Source organism: Vibrio litoralis DSM 17657 (assembly GCF_000426765.1).
In the GTDB taxonomy this organism is placed as follows: Bacteria; Pseudomonadota; Gammaproteobacteria; order Enterobacterales; family Vibrionaceae; genus Vibrio; species Vibrio litoralis.
This window is the reverse complement of record NZ_AUFZ01000001.1, coordinates 17,091-37,950: the sequence shown is the minus strand read 5'-3', so window position 1 is coordinate 37,950 and position 20,860 is coordinate 17,091. Positions and strand designations below refer to the sequence as shown.

At 41.5% G+C, this 20,860-nt stretch carries 16 protein-coding genes; 10 read left to right on the top strand and 6 right to left on the bottom strand.

Annotation, left to right across the window (positions count from 1 at the left end; translation table 11 throughout):
- Positions 1 to 114: 114 nt before the first annotated feature.
- On the top strand, positions 115 to 1,893 hold the full coding sequence (locus tag K358_RS0100165) for a solute:sodium symporter family transporter (protein WP_027694947.1): 1,779 nt from the start codon (positions 115 to 117) through the stop codon (positions 1,891 to 1,893).
- Between the two features lie 65 nt (positions 1,894 to 1,958).
- Positions 1,959 to 3,479: a sulfatase-like hydrolase/transferase gene (locus K358_RS0100160; RefSeq protein WP_027694946.1), complete on the top strand. Its 1,521-nt coding sequence runs from the start codon at positions 1,959 to 1,961 to the stop codon at positions 3,477 to 3,479.
- A 106-nt stretch (positions 3,480 to 3,585) separates the two neighbouring features.
- Here K358_RS0100160 and araH read toward each other — a convergent pair whose 3' ends face one another.
- The 3 genes from araH to K358_RS0100145 form a co-directional block, all read right to left on the bottom strand.
- On the bottom strand, positions 3,586 to 4,560 hold the full coding sequence (gene araH, locus K358_RS0100155) for an L-arabinose ABC transporter permease AraH (protein WP_027694945.1): 975 nt from the start codon (positions 4,558 to 4,560) through the stop codon (positions 3,586 to 3,588).
- Between the two features lie 12 nt (positions 4,561 to 4,572).
- Entirely contained in the window at positions 4,573 to 6,165 is a 1,593-nt protein-coding gene (araG, locus tag K358_RS17705) for an L-arabinose ABC transporter ATP-binding protein AraG (protein WP_051241097.1), read from the bottom strand.
- Positions 6,166 to 6,314: 149 nt separating this feature from the next.
- Positions 6,315 to 7,319 carry an arabinose ABC transporter substrate-binding protein gene (locus K358_RS0100145; protein WP_027694944.1) on the bottom strand — a complete coding sequence of 335 codons (1,005 nt, stop codon included), beginning with the start codon at positions 7,317 to 7,319 and terminating at the stop codon, positions 6,315 to 6,317.
- 383 nt (positions 7,320 to 7,702) lie between these two features.
- Between K358_RS0100145 and K358_RS0100140 the strand changes: the two genes are divergently transcribed.
- The 5 genes from K358_RS0100140 (at position 7,703) to K358_RS0100120 (ending at position 13,340) form a co-directional block, all read left to right on the top strand.
- The gene (locus tag K358_RS0100140; RefSeq protein ID WP_027694943.1) at positions 7,703 to 8,221 is read left to right on the top strand and encodes an Hcp family type VI secretion system effector; all 519 of its coding nucleotides are present in this window, start codon (positions 7,703 to 7,705) and stop codon (positions 8,219 to 8,221) included.
- Positions 8,222 to 8,505: 284 nt separating this feature from the next.
- Positions 8,506 to 11,499 carry a type VI secretion system tip protein TssI/VgrG gene (gene tssI / locus K358_RS0100135; RefSeq protein ID WP_027694942.1) on the top strand — a complete coding sequence of 998 codons (2,994 nt, stop codon included), beginning with the start codon at positions 8,506 to 8,508 and terminating at the stop codon, positions 11,497 to 11,499.
- On the top strand, positions 11,496 to 11,903 hold the full coding sequence (locus tag K358_RS0100130; RefSeq protein WP_027694941.1) for a hypothetical protein: 408 nt from the start codon (positions 11,496 to 11,498) through the stop codon (positions 11,901 to 11,903). The genes tssI and K358_RS0100130 overlap by 4 nt, the downstream gene beginning before the upstream one ends.
- A gap of 149 nt (positions 11,904 to 12,052) precedes the next feature.
- The gene (locus tag K358_RS0100125; RefSeq protein ID WP_027694940.1) at positions 12,053 to 12,337 is read left to right on the top strand and encodes a type VI secretion system PAAR protein; all 285 of its coding nucleotides are present in this window, start codon (positions 12,053 to 12,055) and stop codon (positions 12,335 to 12,337) included.
- Complete coding sequence (locus K358_RS0100120) at positions 12,282 to 13,340, top strand: sel1 repeat family protein (protein ID WP_169716279.1); 1,059 nt, start codon at positions 12,282 to 12,284, stop codon at positions 13,338 to 13,340. The genes K358_RS0100125 and K358_RS0100120 overlap by 56 nt, the downstream gene beginning before the upstream one ends.
- 80 nt (positions 13,341 to 13,420) lie before the next feature.
- Here the strand turns inward: K358_RS0100120 and K358_RS0100115 are convergent, their stop codons facing one another.
- The 3 genes from K358_RS0100115 to K358_RS0100105 all read right to left on the bottom strand — a co-directional run bounded on the left by K358_RS0100115 (position 13,421) and on the right by K358_RS0100105 (position 18,001).
- Positions 13,421 to 14,371: a sensor domain-containing diguanylate cyclase gene (locus K358_RS0100115; protein ID WP_027694938.1), complete on the bottom strand. Its 951-nt coding sequence runs from the start codon at positions 14,369 to 14,371 to the stop codon at positions 13,421 to 13,423.
- Positions 14,372 to 14,493: 122 nt separating this feature from the next.
- Positions 14,494 to 15,444 carry a cache domain-containing protein gene (locus K358_RS0100110; protein ID WP_027694937.1) on the bottom strand — a complete coding sequence of 317 codons (951 nt, stop codon included), beginning with the start codon at positions 15,442 to 15,444 and terminating at the stop codon, positions 14,494 to 14,496.
- Positions 15,445 to 15,649: 205 nt separating this feature from the next.
- Positions 15,650 to 18,001 carry a membrane-bound PQQ-dependent dehydrogenase, glucose/quinate/shikimate family gene (locus tag K358_RS0100105; protein ID WP_027694936.1) on the bottom strand — a complete coding sequence of 784 codons (2,352 nt, stop codon included), beginning with the start codon at positions 17,999 to 18,001 and terminating at the stop codon, positions 15,650 to 15,652.
- 234 nt (positions 18,002 to 18,235) lie between these two features.
- Here K358_RS0100105 and slyA point away from each other — a divergent pair, with 234 nt between their 5' ends.
- The 3 genes from slyA to K358_RS0100090 are packed head-to-tail and all read left to right on the top strand — an operon-like array spanning position 18,236 to position 20,828.
- Positions 18,236 to 18,700 (top strand): transcriptional regulator SlyA, encoded by a 465-nt coding sequence (gene slyA / locus K358_RS0100100; protein ID WP_027694935.1) that lies wholly within the window; start codon positions 18,236 to 18,238, stop codon positions 18,698 to 18,700.
- A 25-nt stretch (positions 18,701 to 18,725) separates the two neighbouring features.
- Positions 18,726 to 19,784, top strand: a complete 1,059-nt coding sequence (locus K358_RS0100095; RefSeq protein WP_027694934.1) for an HlyD family secretion protein — start codon at positions 18,726 to 18,728, stop codon at positions 19,782 to 19,784.
- A gap of 15 nt (positions 19,785 to 19,799) precedes the next feature.
- Positions 19,800 to 20,828, top strand: coding sequence for a DUF2955 domain-containing protein (locus K358_RS0100090; RefSeq protein ID WP_027694933.1), 1,029 nt, complete (start codon positions 19,800 to 19,802; stop codon positions 20,826 to 20,828).
- Positions 20,829 to 20,860 lie beyond the last annotated feature (32 nt).

Sequence of the window (20,860 nt, the reverse complement as noted above, 5' to 3'; positions counted from 1 at the left end):
TGATAGGTAGATTATAAATTACATATTCTGATGTTCCTACAATACTGCTCTTAAGTGGCGAAAATAAATATTTGCCAAATAATTATACCAATAAATAAAGGAAACGGAGGTCGAATGTTTACATTAGCTTCTTTTGTATTTTTTACCGCTCTAGTAGCCGTGATCGCATACATTAAAACCAAAAAGGATAACCTGAATAGTGAAAGTGGCTATTTTTTAGCAGGACGTAGTTTGTCGTGGATTGTGATTGCCGGATCATTATTTCTTACTAATATTTCAGCAGAACAACTTACGGGCTTAAATGCGAATGCATTTGCCAATGGTGCAAATGTGATGGCGTGGGAGACAACATCTGCATTGACCCTTATCGTTTTAGCTTTTGTGTTTTTACCACGATATTTAAAATCAGGTATTGCGACGGTACCTCAATTTTTAGAGTTGAGATATGGTAAGCGAATGCGCATTGTTTCATCGGTAATTTTTATTTACGCCATTGTGATCGGGTTCTTGCCTTTTGTTTTATACGCAGGGGCGATCACATTAGGTAAATTATTTAATATCAGTGAGTTGTTTGGAACGACAGATTCAACGACAACTTGGATTATGGTTATTGCTATCGGTGTCATTGGTGGTATATATGCAGTATTCGGTGGTTTAAAAGCTGTTGCTGTATCCGATACTATTAATGGTATTGGGCTACTGATAGCTGGAATGTTGGTTCCAGCTATCGGTTTGTATCAATTAGGTTCAGGTAGTATGACGGATGGTTTTTCTGTATTACTTACAGAGGCTCCTGAGCGTATGCAAGCGGCAGGCTTAACTGCTGATGCTAATATTCCGTGGCACGGTATGATTTCAGGCGTCATTATTATTAATTTATTTTTCTGGTGTACAAATCAAGCCATTGTGCAGAGAGCATTTGCTGCTAAAAATCTAGCAGAAGGGCAAAAGGGCGTATTAGCCGCCGCTGCTTTAAAAATCATTGGTATTTTAATGTTGGTTTTACCCGGTATTATCGCTTGGCATATGTTCCAGCGTGGAATGATCGATATTCCATTTAAAATGGTTGATGGTGTTCCCAGTGACGTATTAAACCGTGATATGTCTTACCCTATTTTAGTGAGAGAAGTACTACCGACCTGGCTGACTGGTTTTTTCGGTGCAGCCTTATTTGGCGCAGTATTGAGTTCATTTAATAGTGGCGTTAATAGTTTATCTACAATTATTAGTCTCGACATATATAAGCAACTGATTAATAAAAATGCCAGTGATATGCAGACCGTTAAAGTAGGGCGTATTTTTGGTATTGCTACCATTATTATTTGTATCATTATTGCTCCTTTTATTGCCACCTCTGATAGCTTGTACACACTGATGAGGACTATTATGGCGGTTATTAATGTCCCAATTTTTGCTGTGTTATTGATGGGGATTTTATCAAAACGAGCGCCTGCTTTGGCCGGCTACATTGGCCTAGGATTTGGAATGGTGTTCTTTTATGTTACCCATTTTGTATTAGGCGATGATCTTGGTTTCATTAAGCTGCACTGGTTAAATTTAGTTGGAATTAATTTATTGTTAATGCTACTTATTATGACCATTGTTCGTTATATCAAGCCGTTAGAAAAACCTTATGTACAGGTAAATGCACAAGAAGTAGATATTACAACTTGGAAACATGGCAAGTTGGCTGGTTGGTTACTGGTGGTTGCATTTGTATTGCTTTACACCGTCTTTTCACCTTTGGGTTTAACTGGACCGACAGGATCTGTCCTTAAAGTTTTAGCTGCAACTGCTTCAGGTCTTGCTGTTATGTACTTAATTTATGCGATGTATAAAAAAGTGACAGATGAACCAACCCCTTCCGTTGAGTTGAAATCACAAGAAAGCTAGAAACAAAAAGCCTATTTATTGAAATATAAATGGGCCTTTTTCTTATCATTAATTTAGGTGTTGTAATGAAAAGACCAAATATCATTTTAATAATGACAGATACTCAAGCTACTAATATGGTCGGTTGTTATAGTGGCAAAGAATTAAATACGAATAATATCGATAAGTTAGCCGAACATGGCGTTCGCTTTAACTCTGCTTATACATGCTCACCAGTTTGCACCCCCGCTCGTGCGGGTTTATTTACTGGGATTTATTCTAATCAATCCGGTCCTTGGACTAATAATATTGCTCCTGGAAAAAATATATCCACTATGGGGCGTTACTTTAAAGATGCAGGTTATGACACATGCTATATAGGAAAATGGCATTTAGATGGTCATGATTATTATGGAACAGGGCTTTGTCCACCTGAATGGCATGAAGACTATTGGTATGACGGTGCTAATTATTTAGCTGAATTAGATGACCGACAAATTGCATTATGGCGTAATGGTCTTAATACAATTGAGGATCTAGAAGATAATAAAATTGATGAGACCTTTACTTGGGCGCATCGAATTAGTAATCGTGCGATTGATTATCTGGGTACTAAAAAGCCGGATGAGAAGGAACCATTTTTAATGGTACTGTCTTATGATGAGCCTCATCATCCATTTACTTGTCCTCCTGAGTATTTAAAAAAGTATCAAAATTATTACTATGATCTTGGTGAGAAAGCTTTTGACGATCTGACGAATAAGCCAGAGCATCATAGGCTTTGGTCTGCTGCAATGCCTGCTCCAATAACAGAAGATGGTCATTATTACCATCCTCTTTATTTTGCTTGTAATGATTTCGTAGATGATGAAATTGGTCGAGTTATTCGGCACCTGGACCAAAGTGAAATTGAAAATACATGGATTGTTTATACTTCCGATCATGGTGAAATGATGGGTGCGCATAAACTGATTAGTAAAGGCGCGGCTATGTATGATGACATTACTAATATTCCATTGATCATTCGTCCTCCAAAAGAGCGAACAAGTGAACTCACTGCGCAAATTGATACGCCTGTGAGCCATATTGATATTTTGCCCACGTTGATGAAACTGGCCGATATTGAACAACCTGACATGTTACCCGGTGGTGATTTATTAAGCGTGGATGTACCAGATAACGGCCAACGTAGCGTAATGGTTGAATTTAACCGCTACGAAGTTGAACATGATAGTTTTGGTGGTTTCATTCCTGTCCGTTGTTGGATTAGCTCTCAGTATAAATTGGTGATTAACTTGTTTACTAGTGATGAGCTTTATGACCGAGTGAATGATATGAATGAAATGCATAACTTAATTGATTCGCCAGAGTTAGTCGATATTCGCGATCAAATGCATGATGATCTAATGGATTATATGGATCTCATCCGAGACCCTTTCCGTACTTATCAATGGTCGATGCGCACGTGGCGTAAAGGTGCTCAGCCTCGTTGGATGGGATCTTTCCGCCCAAGACCCGATGATGGTTATTCGCCAGTTGTGAGAGATTACGACACAGGAATGCCGACTCAAGGTGTTAAAATTGAAGATAAAAAATTGAAGTTTTAATTCGATGATTATTGCTGGAACTTAAGCTATAAAAAAACCGCCAATATCAAATGTTGGCGGTTTTTTGTTGTGGCTTATTTTTCTAAATAACCTTTGGATTGCAAGCCTATTTAGCTTGCTTATAACGGTCAAAGATAACCGCGGCAAGTAAGATGCTGCCGCGTACTACGTATTGAGCAAATGGTGAGATGTTGAGTAGGTTCATGGCATTTTCTACTGTACCTAGGATTAATACCCCGGCAATAACATAAGAAATTTTACCAATACCACCTTTCAGTGATACACCACCAAGAACACAGGCAGAGATTACGGTTAACTCAAAGCCAACTGATGTCATCGGTTGACCACTAGTCATACGCGCCGCAAGGATCACACCAGCAAGGGCACTGATTAAGCCAGATACGGTGAAGATGATCAGTTTGGTTCTTGTCACGTTAACACCGGCTAGACGGGCCGCTTCTTCGTTACCACCAATCGCCAATGTGTTACGGCCATAGACTGTTTTGTTCAACAAGAAGCTGAATACCGCGAAGGTAGCAATGGTTAGCCATACTGGTACTGGCAGGCCTAAAAATGACGCGTTACCTAGGCTAAAGAAGCCTTCTTCTGTGATGCCGACTGCTTTACCATCGGAGATTATGTAGCCAAGACCACGGGCTATCTGCATGGTGGCGAGGGTGGTGATCAATGCATTTACTTTTAGCTTAGCAATGATAAAACCATTGAATAAACCAAATGCTACGCCTGAAAGTAGGCCAGCGCCGATACCGAGTGTCACGCTTTCTGTGGCATTAATGGCGACCGCGGTCACTACCCCAGAGCAAGCAACAATTGAAGCGACCGAAAGGTCTAAATCACCACAGGCAAGACAGAATAACATCGCACACGCGATCATCCCGCTCATGGAAATGGCAAGCCCTAGACCACGCATGTTGATCATTGAAGCAAAGTTTGGCACTAAGAGTGCGCAAAGAAGAAATAGACCGGCGAATACGGTCAGCATGCCAAATCGATCCCAGAAGTGATTGATTTTGAAGCGTGATTTTTTCTTTGTATCGTCAGTGGTGGTTGTTGGGTTCATCGTTGTCATGGTCTATCCCTCATGAACTAATCGTGATTCTGTAGGCTCGTCATTTTTGCCTTGAGGCGTATTTTGTTCGAGCATTGCAAGGTTTAAGGCTGCTTCTTCATTGAAGTCGGAACGATTAAGTTCGCCATTGACCTTGCCATCTTTCATTACTATTAATCGGTCGGCTACGCCAAGTACTTCTGGTAAGTCACTTGAAATCATCAAGATCGTGACGCCAGATTCGGCTAACGTGAAGATAAGATCGTAGATCTCAGATTTTGCACCCACGTCGATTCCGCGAGTCGGTTCATCCAAAATCAGCACTTTCATATGAGTTGAAAGCCAGCGACCTAGGATGATTTTTTGCTGGTTTCCTCCCGATAAGTTGCCAATTTTTTGCTCTAAATTGGGCGTTTTCACTTTTAAGTTTTTGACTTTTTCATCGGCGTTTTTATGTTCCCACTTTTCGTCGATTAAGCTGCCAAAGTGTAGGTTGTTACGTCGAGCCGTTACATTCATGTTTTCTTGAACCGATAAAATCGGCAGAATTCCGCTGAGTTTGCGGTCTTCAGGGCAGTAAGTAATGCCGGCTTTAATCGCATCAATAGGGGAGTTTACTTTGACAGGGTAGGTATCAACTGCGATATCACCTTGCTGTCTAGGCTCTGCGCCAAACATTAAACGAGTGAGTTCTGTTCGACCTGAACCGACAAGGCCAAATAAACCTAAGATTTCGCCGCGACGAATCGAAAATGAAATCGGTTCAGAAACGCCCGGGCCGAGCATTTCTTTGACCGCGAGTCCTTCGATACCCATTTCACGCTCACGATAGTTGTAAATATCTTTCAATTCTCGGCCTACCATCAAGCTGACTAGGCGATCATTGGTGAGTTTGCTGAGATCGTAAAACGTCTCGACATGGGTTCCATCTTTAAAAATGGTTAACGCATCTGAGATTCGGAATATTTCTTCCATGCGGTGTGAAACATAAAAGATGACCTTTCCTTGGTCGCGTAATTCTTCTATTACTTTGAATAAGTTGCCAATTTCACGTTGAGAAAGGCTACTGGTTGGTTCATCAAAGGCGATGATCTTGGCATCACGGCTTAGTGCTTTGGCGATTTCAACCATCTGCCATTGACCGATAGAGAGGTTCTTCACTGCATCGGCAGGGTCGATGTTTTCCCCTAAGCGTTCCAGTTGCACTTTTGCCATTTGATTGAGTTTTGCATAATCAACTCGGCCACCCTTAGTTGGCAGTTGACCTAGGAAAATGTTTTCCGCCACACTTAACTCTGGAATTAAGTTAAGTTCTTGATAAATAATGGCGATACCGTGATTTAATGAGTCGGTTTCGTGAGCGAATTTTACTTTTTCACCATTGATGATTAGCTCACCTTTGGTTGGTTGGTTAATACCACTGAGAACTTTTAATAGCGTGGATTTGCCTGCGCCATTTTCGCCCATCAGCGCATGTACGCTACCTTCTTTAACACCAAAGCTCATTCCATCCAGTGCTTTAACGCCCGGAAAGTATTGGCAGATGTTGTCAAATTCGACGAAATACGGTTGGGATGGCTGGCTTTGTTGAGATAAATTATTTTGTTGAGACGACATAATGACCTCGCTTAGCAAGGCTTAGCCCTATTGGGACAGGACTAAGCCTTGAGCACATTTGTTGTTTTGTGCATTGCGTTTTAGATAATTACTTTTGGTTACGGTTGCTACGTTTTTACATAGTGAACCGCAGTAATTAACTCACTCGATTACAGACCTTTTTTCTTCAGTTCTTCTTTGAAGTTATCGCGAGTGATTAGGACAGCGTCAGTAACCTCAACAAATTTTTGTGGTTCTACGTCTTTGGTTACCCATTCGTACAACATTTCAGTTGATTTGAAACCGTGTACATCAGGGCTAGGTAGTAGTGAACCGTAGAAACCGGTTGCTGTGCTTTTTGCAAGTTCGTTAACCGCATCAACACCATTGATACCAATACCGATCACGTTATCAGCAGTAAAGCCTTGGCCTTCTGTTGCACGTACGCCACCGAGTACCGTGTTGTCATTCATGCCGACAATCAACCAGTTTTTAACATCTGGGTATTGAACAAGAAGAGAGTTCGCAGCATCAAGTGCCCCAGGGATGTCGTTTGTTTTGGTTGGAACGGTGTAGATTTGAGCTTCAGGGAAACCTTCTGCTTTCAATGCATCCATTGCGCCATGTACACGGCGGCGAGCAGTATCTAGTTCATCCGCTGTGATAGCCATAACTGCTGTGCTATCTACATTCCAGCCACGTTTTTCCATTTCTTTATAAAGTTCGTTACCTTGACGTTGACCAATTTGAGACGCTGCCATCATCACTAGCGGCACATCAGTCATTGGTTGGCCTTTGGCTGTTAGGAATTGGTCATCAACCGTAACGACTTTAAGACCATAGCTTTTGGCTTTGGCCATGATCGCAGAGCCAAGTTTTGGATCGGGCGTGCAAATTACGAAACCTTTTGCGCCACTTGCCGCCAGTGTATCAATGGCGTTCAGTGTTTTTTCGCCATCTGGAACCGCCATTTTAATCAGTTCAAAGTTGTATTCTTTGGCTGCTTTATCGGCAAAAGCCCATTCAGTTTGGAACCATGGTTCTTCCGGTTGCTTTACTAGATAGCCAAGTTTCAATGTGTCATCGTCGTCGCTTCCCCAGAAGGCATTCGCATTGACACTGAGTAGAGCGGCGCTCGCAAATAAGCAGGTGGAGAGTAGTTTTTTTAGTTTCATGTTAATTCCCTATGCATGATTATTTTTCTATGTAGGTACAGCATGGAGAATCATAGGGTTTATGAATATGTTATGAAGTGAGGCAAGTCACGTAGAAAATTTGTAGCAAAATAGTCCATGTATTTAGCAATTAGATACACGGTGAAATAATAACAATATTTGAGTGGGAAAATGGTAATAAAAAGGTGAATAAGAAACCGTAAACTAGGCAAGAAGTTGCCGAGTCGTTGGCAGTTTTTTGCCGGATATTTATCTGAGTATGTTTTTAACTGCATGTTTTTACTTATCTTTTAATTTGGCATGTTAATTGCTAATACCGTTGGTGTTATTCGAGGGAAATATTTGACCTCATTCATTTACAACAACGAAAAAGGATATTAGTAATGCCAACTCCATGTTATTTATCAATCAAAGGCGCGACTCAAGGCAACATCACTGCTGGCGCATGTACTGCTGATTCTATCGGTGATTCTTACGTAGAAGGTCATGAAGATGAGATGCTGGTTCAACATGTTGACCACACTGTCACTATTCCAACCGATCCACAATCTGGCCAACCTTCAGGCCAACGTGTTCACAAACCATTCAAATTCACGGTTGCTTTAAACAAAGCCGTTCCGCTGATGTACAACGCATTAACGTCTGGCGAAAAGTTGGATGAAGTTGAACTGAAATGGTACCGCACGTCTATCGAAGGTAAACAAGAGAACTTCTTTACCAGCAAACTTGAAGGCGCAACCATCATTGATATCAACTGTGAAATGCCACATTGCCAAGATCCTGCAATGAAAGACTTTACACAAAACATCACGGTATCGATGTCTTATCGCAAAATCACTTGGGACCACAATAATGCGGGTACTTCAGGTGGTGATGATTGGCGTAAGCCTATCGAAGCCTAATATATCCTTCGTACTTGAAGTTGCAGCTTTGTTGACGGCGTTCATTCACCCCCCCTATCTTTTTATAAAGAAAGTCATAGACGAGCTATGCTCATGGGGCCTCATTCACTTGTCGCCTCACTGCAACTCCAATTACTTTGGCTATAGATTAGGTACTCGAGCTTGGCAGAAAACTGCCAAGCTTTTTCTGTTTATTTTTCGTCTTGTTTGCTTTGGGTGTGACTCGATTGTTCTCTCGCGAACAAAGCAAACCGGTAAAGCGTTAAACATTAAAAGGATAGGGCATGGCAACGCTACAATTTAGTATTCGCGTCGATGGCGTCAGTGACGAATCGTTAGTAGTGAGAAGCTATCAAGGGCAAGATAACTTTTCTTCGATTCAGCAAGCTGATGGCACTTGGTGCCATGGCTTTCATTATCAGATTGAGCTTGCTAGTCGCCGTCCCGATTTAACCGCCTTAGACATGGTGGATAAAAACGCTGAGCTTGTCATGCATCGCGATGGTGAAGTGGTACAGCGTATCAACGGCATTGTGCGTAACTTTACTCAAGGTGAAACCGGTCACCACCATACCTTTTACTCTTTAACCCTAGTGCCTGAAATTGAGCGTTTATCCTTGCGCCATAACAGCCGCATTTTTCAATCGATTGCTGCGCCCGACATTATCGCCACCTTATTTAAAGAGATGGACATTCAAGACTTTGCTTTTGCATTAACGCGCACGCCAAAGCAACGAGAGTTCTGCATGCAATATCGAGAAACTGACCTTGAGTTCATTAACCGTCTTGCCGCCGAAGAAGGCATGGTTTATCACATTGAACAATCGAAGGGTAAGCACAACGTATTGTTTACCGATGATACTCAAGTCATTACCTCACTAGACTCACCGGTGCCTTATAACGTCATGGCAAGCGGTATCAGCTCAACGCCATATATAAAAGAATTCAGCAAGACCACTCAGTTTGAAGTTAGTGAAGCGCACAGCGGTGATAGTAGCTTTAAAAAACCACAATACAGCTTTAGCCAACAAGCGGTTGCCAGTGATATAGACTACCAGCGTGATACCTATGAGCACTTTGATGCGCCGGGGCGTTTTAAAGATGATGCGATTGGCAAAGAGTTCAACCAACTGCGCCTAGATAGTTTGCGTCGCTATGCTCACACCGCCAAAGGCAAAAGTAATGAGCCACAACTGCAAACTGGCGCTAAGTTTGAATTAAGCGAACACACTGATGACGGCTTTAATAAAAAATGGTTAGTCATTGCGAGCACTCATCAGGGCGAGCAACCGCAAGCGCTTGAAGAGTCCGCAGGCGGTAAACCGACTACTTACGCCAATCAGTTTGAAGCGATTCCCGCAGATAAAACCTGGCGCATGCCACAGATGACTTTCCCACAAGTCGATGGCCCTATGACAGCTTATGTTGTCGGCCCTGAGGGTGAAGAAATCTTTTGTGATGAATATGGTCGCGTGAAACTGCATTTCCCATGGGATAGATATTCAAACGGTGATGAACACAGCTCATGCTGGGTACAAGTCTCACAAGGGTGGGCGGGTAGTAAATACGGACAAATCGCCATTCCAAGAATCGGCCATGAAGTCATTGTCTCATTCTTAAACGGCGACCCAGACCAACCGATTGTCACAGGTCGTGCCTTTAACGCCCAAAACCTACCGCCTTATACACTTCCTGACAACAAAACCAAAACTGTATGGCGCAGTGAAAGCCATCAAGGTGAAGGGTTTAACGAAATCAGTTTTGAAGATCAATCCGGATCAGAGCAAATCTATGTTCACGCGCAAAAAGACTTTAAATCCGAAACCCTCAATGACCACATCACTGACGTAAACAATGACCAACATCTAACAGTAGAAAATGACCAATTCACCCAAATCAAAAACAATCACAATTTGACGGTAGAGGGTGAAAGTGCAACTTATGTGAAAGGTGATTTGTCTCAAGAGATTGTAGGTTCAATACAACAAAAAGTCGGCTCAATTCATGTTATGGAAGCGGGAAAAGAAGTGAGCTTAACCAGTGGTGGTAAGCTAGTTGTTGAGGCTGGATCAGAGGTGACTTTAAAAGTCGGTGGCAGCTTTGTAAAAGTTGATGCAGCAGGGGTTCATTTAGTTGGCGCGAGTGTGAATATCAACTCGGGAGGTAGTGCAGGTTCGGCTTCGAAATACAGCGCTCAATCAGCAATGCTTCCTAAAGGTATTGAACCGGTTGCTCCCCCGCAGCCACCACGACCAATTGCAGCAAGATCTTTTATAGCCGCTGAAACCGCAGGTGTGAGTACGGTGAAGCCGTGTCCGTTGGCGACAAATTCTAGTACTTCTGCTGTGTTGAGTAATAAGACGGATAGTGCGAAAACTGACAACCAAGAACAGGTAGAAACTATTTTACAATCAGACTTGTTGAAACCTTCAGCGACGTTAAATCAATTAGCTTCAGGTTCTTCTACCGCTTATCGAAAAGGCGATAAAGACGCAGAAATTAAATTGATTCAACAAGCGTTAATACAACTGGGCTTTGATTTAGGGAAATACGGAGCCGATGGAGATTTTGGTAGTACAACAGAACGCCAAGTGAAAGCTTTTCAACAAAACTATCAAGCAACTCACGAAACACATAGTTCTTATCAAGTGGGCCAAGTTGACGGCATAGTAGGTAAAGGAACAATTTTGGGGCTAGATGAAGCTATTGTTGCTGGGTGGAGGATTAGTAATAAGGAAAGTTATAACTGGGCTGATAGTGACTTCGGCCTATTATTAGGAAGTGTTGAATCTAAAAACGATTACTCGGCATATAATCGAACCAAAGGTGGATTACGTTCATTTTTTAATACCAATATTACGGACTTAACGATAAAAGAAGTTCAATCTAAGCAATCTACAAGAGAAATGTTTGCTGTTGGACGCTTTCAATTGATCCCATCTACTTTAAAAGAAGCAGTGGATAACTTACAGATCAGTACCGATGTTCTTTTCAAAAAAGAAATTCAAGATGATATTTTTAATCGTTATTTAATTCGCATAAAAAGACCTCAAATAGCTCGATTTTTAGAAGATAATGGTAGTGTCGATGATGCCATGTACGCTTGGGCTAAAGAGTTTGCATCTGCTGGAGTAGAAAAAGGTAAAGTTATCAGTAGAAATAGAATTGCTGTAGGAGGGGAGTCATATTATTCAGGAGATGGTTTGAATAAAGCTCATTTATCTCCAGACCAAATGAAGTCGGTATTAATAAAATCTAGATTAGAGAGTTTAAAATGAAACTGTTATTAGCATTATTTGGTTTTTCTATAAGTACCTTATGTCTTGCTAGCGCTGGAGCTACGCCGCAACTTGATGATAATAGCTACTCTGTGGAATTTAAAAGAAACTTCTTAGAGGTTAAAAAATTAGGCCCGAACTTTAATCATGAGGATTATATTTTTAGTTATCCTTGTGGTGGCGGGGCTATATGTTCATCTATTTATAGTTCTGAAGGCAGTCTATTTATTGATTTTCCTGATAACTATATTGGTGCATCTGAAAGCCATCCTTTCCATATTAAGTTCGAGTTAGATAGTGACGTGTTCTGTGTATGGGGAAAAAGTGCTTATGATTTAACGATTTATAATAACTCTTGCTATCAGCTTAAAGGTGTAAAATTGGGCGAAATAGTAGGAGAGTAATTCTAATTAATTGACTTTACAGGTTAAAAGTTGATTTGGATTAAACCATTATTAAAAAACTAAAACTTAATCCGGAAGACTCTTAGTCATTGAAGCAATTCTTTACTGAGATTCTCGATAAATCAGCTATCAAATTAAAAGGAAATAATATGCCAAATGCAGCGTTAATCGGAGATTTAGGCTCTGATCATGATGGTTTTCCTGCGACCCCAATTATTGCAGGATCACCAACCGTCAAAATTGATGGTAAAGCGGTGGCGAGACAAGGTGACCCACTTGCACCACACGACAAACCTAAAAATCCAACCCATCCTAGGATGATAAAAGGCGGTTCTTCGACCGTTATGATTGATGGCAAACCTGCTGCGAGAATTGGGGATGCCGTCGATTGTGGTGGCGTTATTATTGGAGGTTCAAGTGTTAATATCGGTTAGATTAGGTGTCAGCATTCTACTTTTAATCTTGTGTTCTTTCGGCGCGGTCGCTCAGCAGCCATTCGATATTGATCAACTGACACCAAAGGAGGCTTTTGAAAAAGGTGAGTTACTGAGAGCTCAGTTTAAAGATAAAGAAGCAAGAGAGTACCTTCTATATGCAGCAGAAGAGGGGAATGTGAATGCCCAGTATTTGTATGCAATTAGTTTATTAACCTACCACCCATCATCACGTTATCAGCCTATGGCGGTTCAAAATTTACTAGGAGCGGCCAAAAGCGGTTATAGACCTGCAATGTTTGCGCTTTACAGCCATCAAGAGTTATTGAGTCGTGGTGAACAAGCTAAATGGAAGCAACGTTATTTAGAATCGCTATTAGAGCTAGCAAAAAATGAAGCTAGTGATGCTGATTTTTATCTTTATCAATTTTATAACCAAGAGCATGGTGGTGATGAAGAAAAAGCCGAAAAGTATTTTGAACAAGCTTTAAAGGCTGAGCAACCATTAGCTATGTATGAACAAGCGCTGAACTTGCAAAAAGGTGAAGGCTTTTATTTTTTTCAATCGAATCGTTTTGAAGAGATGAATGAGTGGTTAATCAAAGCGGCGAATAAAGGCTACATCCCTGCCTATAGACAGTTGATCCAAAATTATGAGCTAGATGATGATTATAAAACCGCTTATCAATGGCGAGTTCAGTTATTGCAGCAAGGTGATTTATTGTCTTTGGCATCAATGGGAAATATATTATTAGGACATTCTGCTGAAGGTTATGATGAGTTTACTGATGAAAGGTTAGGCTTAGAATATCTCAGCTTATATTTAACCTTTGCAGGGCAAGATCGTATGGGTTCAGCATATGATAAAGCAAAAGAGAGCTATGACCGAGCATTTGAAAAGTTAACGGAAGCGGAACGTAAACAGCATGAAACTCTGACGCTTTCTCAGTTAGATAGCGTGAAGTTTGTTTATGCAGATCGTTATTTTTTCAATAAAATTTAAGTAGGTAACGAATATACTTTCATACCATTGTACCCATTCAGGTTGTTTATATCTGAGTGGGTACAATGGTTTTTAGTTCATCAATGTAAAGCAACTCTATTTCTACCCGCAATCTTCGCTTGATACAGGGCGGTATCGGCTTGATGCATAAGTTGGTCAATGTCACTTGTATCGGCTCGTTGATGGCAACAGCCAATCGAAACGGTGATGGAAAGACTCGTTTTATCGTTGATTTTGATAGTGAGATCTTCAATAACTTGACGTAGCTTCTCAGCTTTATCAATGGTTGCTTGCGGTGAATCTAAGTGGCATAAAATGGCAAATTCTTCTCCTCCCATTCTTGCAAAAATGTCACCTTCCTCAGTATGTTCTTGTATAGCTTGAGTGAAACTTTGCAGCACAAGATCACCTGTTTTATGGCCATACGTGTCATTAATCTTCTTAAAGTAATCAACATCAAACATTAATGCAGAGAGCATGTGAGATTCTGGTGTATGAGGTGGAAAAAATTTTTCCGCTTGTTCGAAAAAGTAACGGCGATTATGGATCCCGGTAAGAGAATCTGTGTTGGCAATTTTCTCCAATCGTTTTTCCAGTTTCACGCGGTCAGAAATATTGAATACCGTCGTTCTCGCGACGACTAAGCGATTGCGATCTTTAATACCACTCGCGGATAAAGAAACGTGAAAGCTACGGCCATCTTTGCTGATTAACTCTAAAGTGATGCCTTCCACTTGCTCTTTAGTATCTAAATCCTCAACTAAGTTGTTGAATAATAGTTTGCTATTATCGGTCAAAAAATCACTAAAATGATGATTTAGTAATTCTAACTTTTTATAACCAAGCCATTGAGCCAAGGTGTTGTTAACTCGCTTTATATAACCTTGCTTATCAATCGTATTATACCCACATGGGGCATTTTCATAGAGATCGGTGAGTTCTAAATTTGCTCTTTTGTTGTACTCACGTTGATAACGTTTTTGTTCATATAAGTTAATTAATAAATATAAAATAAACGCTATAAGAATCAAACCACTGAAGATTAATCCTATTCCTAAAGGTTGATAAAAGAACGATGATTTGTGTATTAATTCATTGGGGATAAATAGTATGAGTTTCCAGTGGGAGTTATTGATTGATTCTGGCGTTACTGTTAAGCGCTTAACTGCTGGGAAGACATGGATATCTTCAAAATCAAATGGTTCGATAGATTGAAAGCGAAATAACCCCGCGTCAGTATGGAGTGAACCTGAACTCTGGTTTTGAATTTGTTGCCATGCTTGGGGATACTTTGTTTTATGTTTTTTTCTAATTGGTTGAGATCGCGTCCCCATTCTAATTGAGGGTTGTAATGGTTTAACCAAAAGCCTTGGTTATCAGCGAGCATCGCATGGCTAGTAATATCGTTTTTAGATTTATTGCTAAAACTGTTGAGAAAGTCTTGCGCGAGATAATTGATCAGTAATATGCCAACTTTACTTCCATTATCATCTAGTACAGGGGTAGCAAATCTTAAAATAGGTTTATAAGGCTTTTCTAATTTGCCTTTGTATAAGCTGAGTTCCATTTTAGAGATGTAGGCTTCATTTGGTTGGATCGCTTGAATTGCTTTGAAGTAATGTGCATTCGACAAGTCTTGTAAATCATTGGAACCAATACTTTGCTCAAATTTTGAATTATATAAAGCCTTTGCCACCTCTTGTCCATTTAGGCTTATTAGGCGGATCTGATCATGGCTTTGAAACGTATTCGCAAGGTTGATAAATAAAGCTTCAACTTGTTGTCGATACGCCTCTCGTTCTGCATCTGTCGTTGCCGTAAAGTAGCGTGAAAGGGCTTTTGATTTTGATGTCATTTGCAAGATCATCATCTGCTGCTGAATCTCTTTTTGTAGCAGCTGTGAGGTAGTTGTAATGAAATTACTCTCTCCACGTAGAATCCGTACTTCTAGCTTATGAGTGTAATTTTGATATAAGAAGTAGCCGACAATTGCCGAAATGAAAAGTACGCAGGGCCACATCCAGGCAAATCGGCGCCAGATCTTTTTTGGAATTTGCTTGGGGTCAAGTGGCTTATGAAGCAGTGTAAATGAATGTTCCTGCACGGCTGATTACATCCTTTAATCATGACGATATTACAAAGGTACCTGATTTTTTGGTGAATTCTAGGCTATTAATCAAAAAATATGAAACGAATGAAGAATAGCTATCAATTTATTCATGTTTCATGATTATGGAGATAAGTGTGGATAAAAATTAAGCAACCTGAAGGTTGCTTAATAGTTAGTTTGCTAAGAGTTGCAATCAAGCTTAATTTGCTAATTTATAGGCAAGCACATAATCACCCGGTTTTGTTCCGATTGAGCCGTGTCCACCCGCAACAATCACAACCATTTGCTCACCTTTACTATTTAGATAAGTCATTGGTGTTGCTTGCCCGCCTGCAGGGAGTCGTCCTTTCCACAGTTCTTTACCAGATGTGAGATCGTAAGCTCGAAGGTAATTATCAACCGATGCGCCTAAGAACGCGACGCCACCACCAGTAATGATTGGTCCGCCAATTCCCGGTACGCCCATTTTGATTGGAAGTGGTAGCGGGGTCATATCATAGATGGTTCCATTTTTGTGCTGCCATGCCGTTTTGCCTGTTACCAAATTTGCACCGGCAACATAGCCCCAAGGTGGTTGCTGACAAGGTACACCTAATGGAGATAAGAATGGTTTTAGCTCTACGGCATACGGCGCGCCATGGTTAGCGTTGACGCCATGTTCACCTGTATTACTGCCTTCTTCTGAGAAACCAGACGCTTTTTTATCGACGACGGTAGAAACGAAAGCGAGGTTAAGTGGCATACCAAACATTACTTGACGCTTAGGATCGACCGCAATGCCGCCCCAATTGAATACCCCAAAGTTACCCGGGTAAACAATGGTACCTTGTTCTGATGGTGGCGTGTAACGACCTTCATAACGCAATGATTTGAATTGGATTCGACAAATCATCTGGTCAATTAAGGTAGCGCCCCACATGTTTGATTCGGTCAATGCGGGTGGATTAAAACTAAGCGCTGAAACCGGTTGAGTCTTCGATGTGAAATCACCTTCCATTGCACCTTGTGGCGCAGGTCTCTCTGTGATTGGTTGAACCGGTTCACCAGTGGCTCGGTTTAATACATACACATCACCTTGCTTGGTTGGAACCACCAAACCAGGTTGTACACCATCTTTAGTGTTGAGGTCGATTAAGCTTGGTTGGGCAGGGGTATCCATATCCCATAAGTCATGGTGAACAAATTGTTGTACCCATTTGGCTTGTCCGGTTTTGGCATCCAGTGCAACCACAGAGCTTGAGTATTTTTCTTCACTCTCATTACGATACATACCGAGTTGATCCGGAGTACGGTTCCCCATTGGGAAATAAATTAAGCCAAGCTTTTCATCGGAACTGGCGACCGACCAACTATTTGGTGAGCTGACTGAATACGTTTCACCTTCACCAATTGGTGCTGTGTCATCCGGGTTGGCGGAATCCCAATTCCAAATCAGCTTACCGGTTTTATCATCGTATGCGCGGATCACCCCAGATGGTGAGTTGATGTCATAGTTATCATTGACTGCGCCTGCAACCACAACCACACCGTTAGTCACTATAGGAGGAGAGGTCGAGTAGTAATAGCCATCTTGTTTATATGGCATGTTCGCCATGAGATCGAGTACGCCATCTTTCGCAAAGTTATTACAACGAGCACCAGTTTTAGGATCGATGGCAATCAATCGTGCATCTGACGTTGGTAAGAATAACTGGGCATCACATTGAGTACTTGGTAGATCCTGAGTACTCATATTTGGTTCTTGTGTCGCTATCGTCATACTTGCCGATGGATCTTCCGCTGGTAGGTAAGATACACCACGACACGTTTGGTGCTGACGCTGACTTTCAGCAGGCACTTTGGCATCAAAAATCCATTGTTTTTTACCCGTATCAGCATCTAATGCGACAAGCCAGTTATGTGGTGTGCAGAGGTAAAGGGTATTGCCGACTTTAAGAGGCGTAGCTTGATAAGTCGTTTCACCGACGTCATTTGGTCCTTTTACATCCCCGGTTTGGATCTGCCATGCAGGTTCAAGTTGAGCAACATTTTCGGGAGTGATTTGCTCTAGGGGGGAGTAACGCTGGCCATAATTACTTCGACCATAGCTTGTCCACGCATCATCGTTGATTCCGCCCATGTCTGGGTTTGAACTTACAATCTCAGTGGATAAATTACCTTCAATATCGTGTGTGGTATTAAAAATTGAGCCTAGGGTAATCACACTACTGACAGCCCAAATAACGAAAAGAGAAAGAGTGGAAGGGCGGTTTGCTTTCTTAAATGTGACTAATAATGGAATCGCCAGTAATAATGGTAAACCCATGCGCGTAGCTAAGGGCCACCAATCAATCCCCGATTCTAATAGGGCCCATAAGGTAGTGAACAGTAGAAATATCGCGTAAATATAGTGAGAAGCCGTGCGCTTTTGTTGCCAAACACACAGGCCAGAAGCAAGCAATGCAAGTCCTGCGAATAAATAATAGAAACTGCCACCTAATGACACCAACCATGCACCACCAATCGCAAGGCATAGGCCAATCAAGATGAACAGCAGCGAGAAAAACTTCATAGAAACTCCCTGTATAGATAAAGATCACAATATAAAAACAACTCAATACAAAGTGTAACAAAATGTGAGATATGTCAATAAATTAATAATCATAATTTAAATGGTTGTTAATGATCTGTGTTCTTTATTTCTGGTGTCTATTTACTTTGCCCGCTAAGTATATATAATATCAATCCTTAAATGGTTAGCCTGCTAACTAAATTGACTGCTTTTACCTTACTTGGTATGGACGCTATGAATTCTTCTGATACACAACATCTTCAAAACTTACCTCTTGCAGAGCGATTAGGTCGTTTAACTCGGTTATGGCGAATGGTTGCTGATGCTGAACTAAGTCCTCTAGGGCTGACTCATCCTAGGTGGAGTGCTTTATGGAAGCTGCGTCAACTTGGTGATTGCATTAGTCAAAAATGTTTAGCCGAAGGGTTAGAAATAGAACTGGCCTCATTGATGCGAACGCTTAACCAACTAGAGCAACAGCAACTGATTGTCCGTAAGACGTGCCCAAATGATAAGCGAGCCCGTTTAGTCTGTTTGACTAAGGAAGGCGAAACCATCTTGCAGCAGATGGAGACCAGAATTTTCAATGTCCGTAAAAAAGTATTATCAGGGTTATCAGAGCAGCAATTGCAAGAATTTGAATTTGTGGTTGAGCATATTAGCCATAATGCGTTAGAGCAGCTAAAAGCCCGAGAGTAAAATATTTAATAAATTAGAGAGAGTTATGTCCCCAGATCAACAATTTGCACGCCTTGTGCGTATCGCCATGTTTGGCTTTGCCTTCATATTCATTTATTTCTTAGTTGCCGATTTAAAAATGCCAGTGACCACGGAGTCTATGGCGACGAGGTCGATTGTCAAAGTAGCCCCGCAAGTCAGTGGACGCATAAAAAATGTACATGTCCATAATAATCAGACGGTAAACAAAGGTGATGTGCTATTTGAAATCGATGCTTCGCCTTTTCAGTTAGCGGTCGATGAAGCGCGCTTATCACTAGAGCAAGCCAAACAAAATAACCAAGAATTAGATGCAGCACTTGAGGCGGCGAAAGCGAATGTTCATGCCGCAGAGAGCATCAGTGAGCAGAGGAACCGCGAAGCGAACCGCATGGTTAATTTATTGAAAAATTACGGAGTGTCGCAGCAAGAACGAGATCAAGCCGTGAGTAGTGCACGCTCGGCACGCGCCGATTTGCTAGCAGCAAGAGCTGAGCTTCAAAAAATCAAAGTCAGTCGTGGACTTGGCGGTGAAGATAATTTAAGTATTCGGCAGGCTCAAAATCACCTAAAGCAAGCGGAATTAAATCTTTCTTATACCCAAGTAACAGCGGAGAAAGATGGTCTAGTCACTAACTTACACCTACAGGAAGGCAGTTTTAAAAGTGCCGGTAGTCCTGCATTAGCTTTGGTGTCACAGAAAGTGGATGTCATTGCCGATTTCCGTGAAAAGAACATTGCCTACACCCATCAAGGCGATCATGCGATGGTGGCTTTTGATGGTCGTCCGGGGCAGTTATTTGATGCCATAGTAGAAAGCATTGATGCAGGGGTAAGTTCTGGTCAGTTTGATGCTAATGGTCAATTAGCCTCTCCAACGTCTTCAGACCGCTGGGTGCGAGATGCGCAGCGTTTACGTCTGCATTTGAAACTGGTAAATCCATTGGACTTTCCCGCAGCAGCAGGGGCACGTTCTACGGTTCAATTGATTCCTAATAATGGTTTCTTTGCTTTATTAGCTAAGGCGCAAATTAAATTCATTAGTTTATTGCACTACGTTTACTAAGGGCGGGTGAGTATGTTGTTACTTCGCCACCATCCATTAAATGCCAATGATGTTAGGCAGTGTTTACGTATCGCCACGGGCGCAACATTAGGCTTTTTGATCTGCAAAATATTCGGTTGGCAAAACGGTGTGTTTTATACCGTTACGCCGATTTTATTATTAGGTTTGATTCCGCAGGTCAATATGCATGTGGTGCGTCAGGTGTTGGCTTCTGCTTGTGTTTCAGCCGTTGAAGTTGGATTGATCGCAGGCATGCTTGGCGATCATCCGGCTATGATGACGTTGATGGCCTTTTTGATGTTTCTTTACCGCTTTATGGCGATGAGTAAGGGAAGCCTATTTTTATTTGGTGCTACCGGAGTCATCAACCTCAGTATCATGTTGCACTTTGCTAGCTTTCCGAGCACCAATATCGAAGTGCTGATTTCAGATAATATTGTTTCGTCTTGTACCTCATTGATGATTGCTTATTTAATGATGTACTTGTGGCCTGATGTCGAACCTCGAGCGGCAAGGCCTGTGGTCGAAAAAAACACTAACCGCATGCGTCATGAAGCCTTACTAGGATCCATCATGGCAACCTTGTCTTTTATTGTTTTCCAGGTACTCGACTTACAAGATTCAATGTCAGCGCAAGCGACCAGCTTACTGCTGTTATTCCCTATGAATTGGGATGGAATGTTGGGTTATGCGCGTAAGCGGGCGATAGGCACTATTCTTGGTGTGACTTTTGGGATCGCAGTGCAAGTGATTTTATATGATTGGTCAAATATGCTGATCTTCGTGGTGCCACTTCTTTGGATTGGCCTGATGATTTTTAGCCAAGCTCATGTCAAAGAGGCGAGTGGATCTGGTGCCGGTTTTGGCGCAATGACTACACTAGGGATCTTATTTGGTCAGTATTTAAGCCCCAATGGTGATTTGATATTCAGCGCTTTATATCGAATGAGTAGTATCGGTGTAGCGATTGTGATCACTCTAATGGTGTGCTTTTTCCTGCATAAGTTTTTAAATCGTTTCGAAGCGACACGCTTTGGTGCATAGCATCGTGTAACTTGCCTTGTTTATCGGGATTT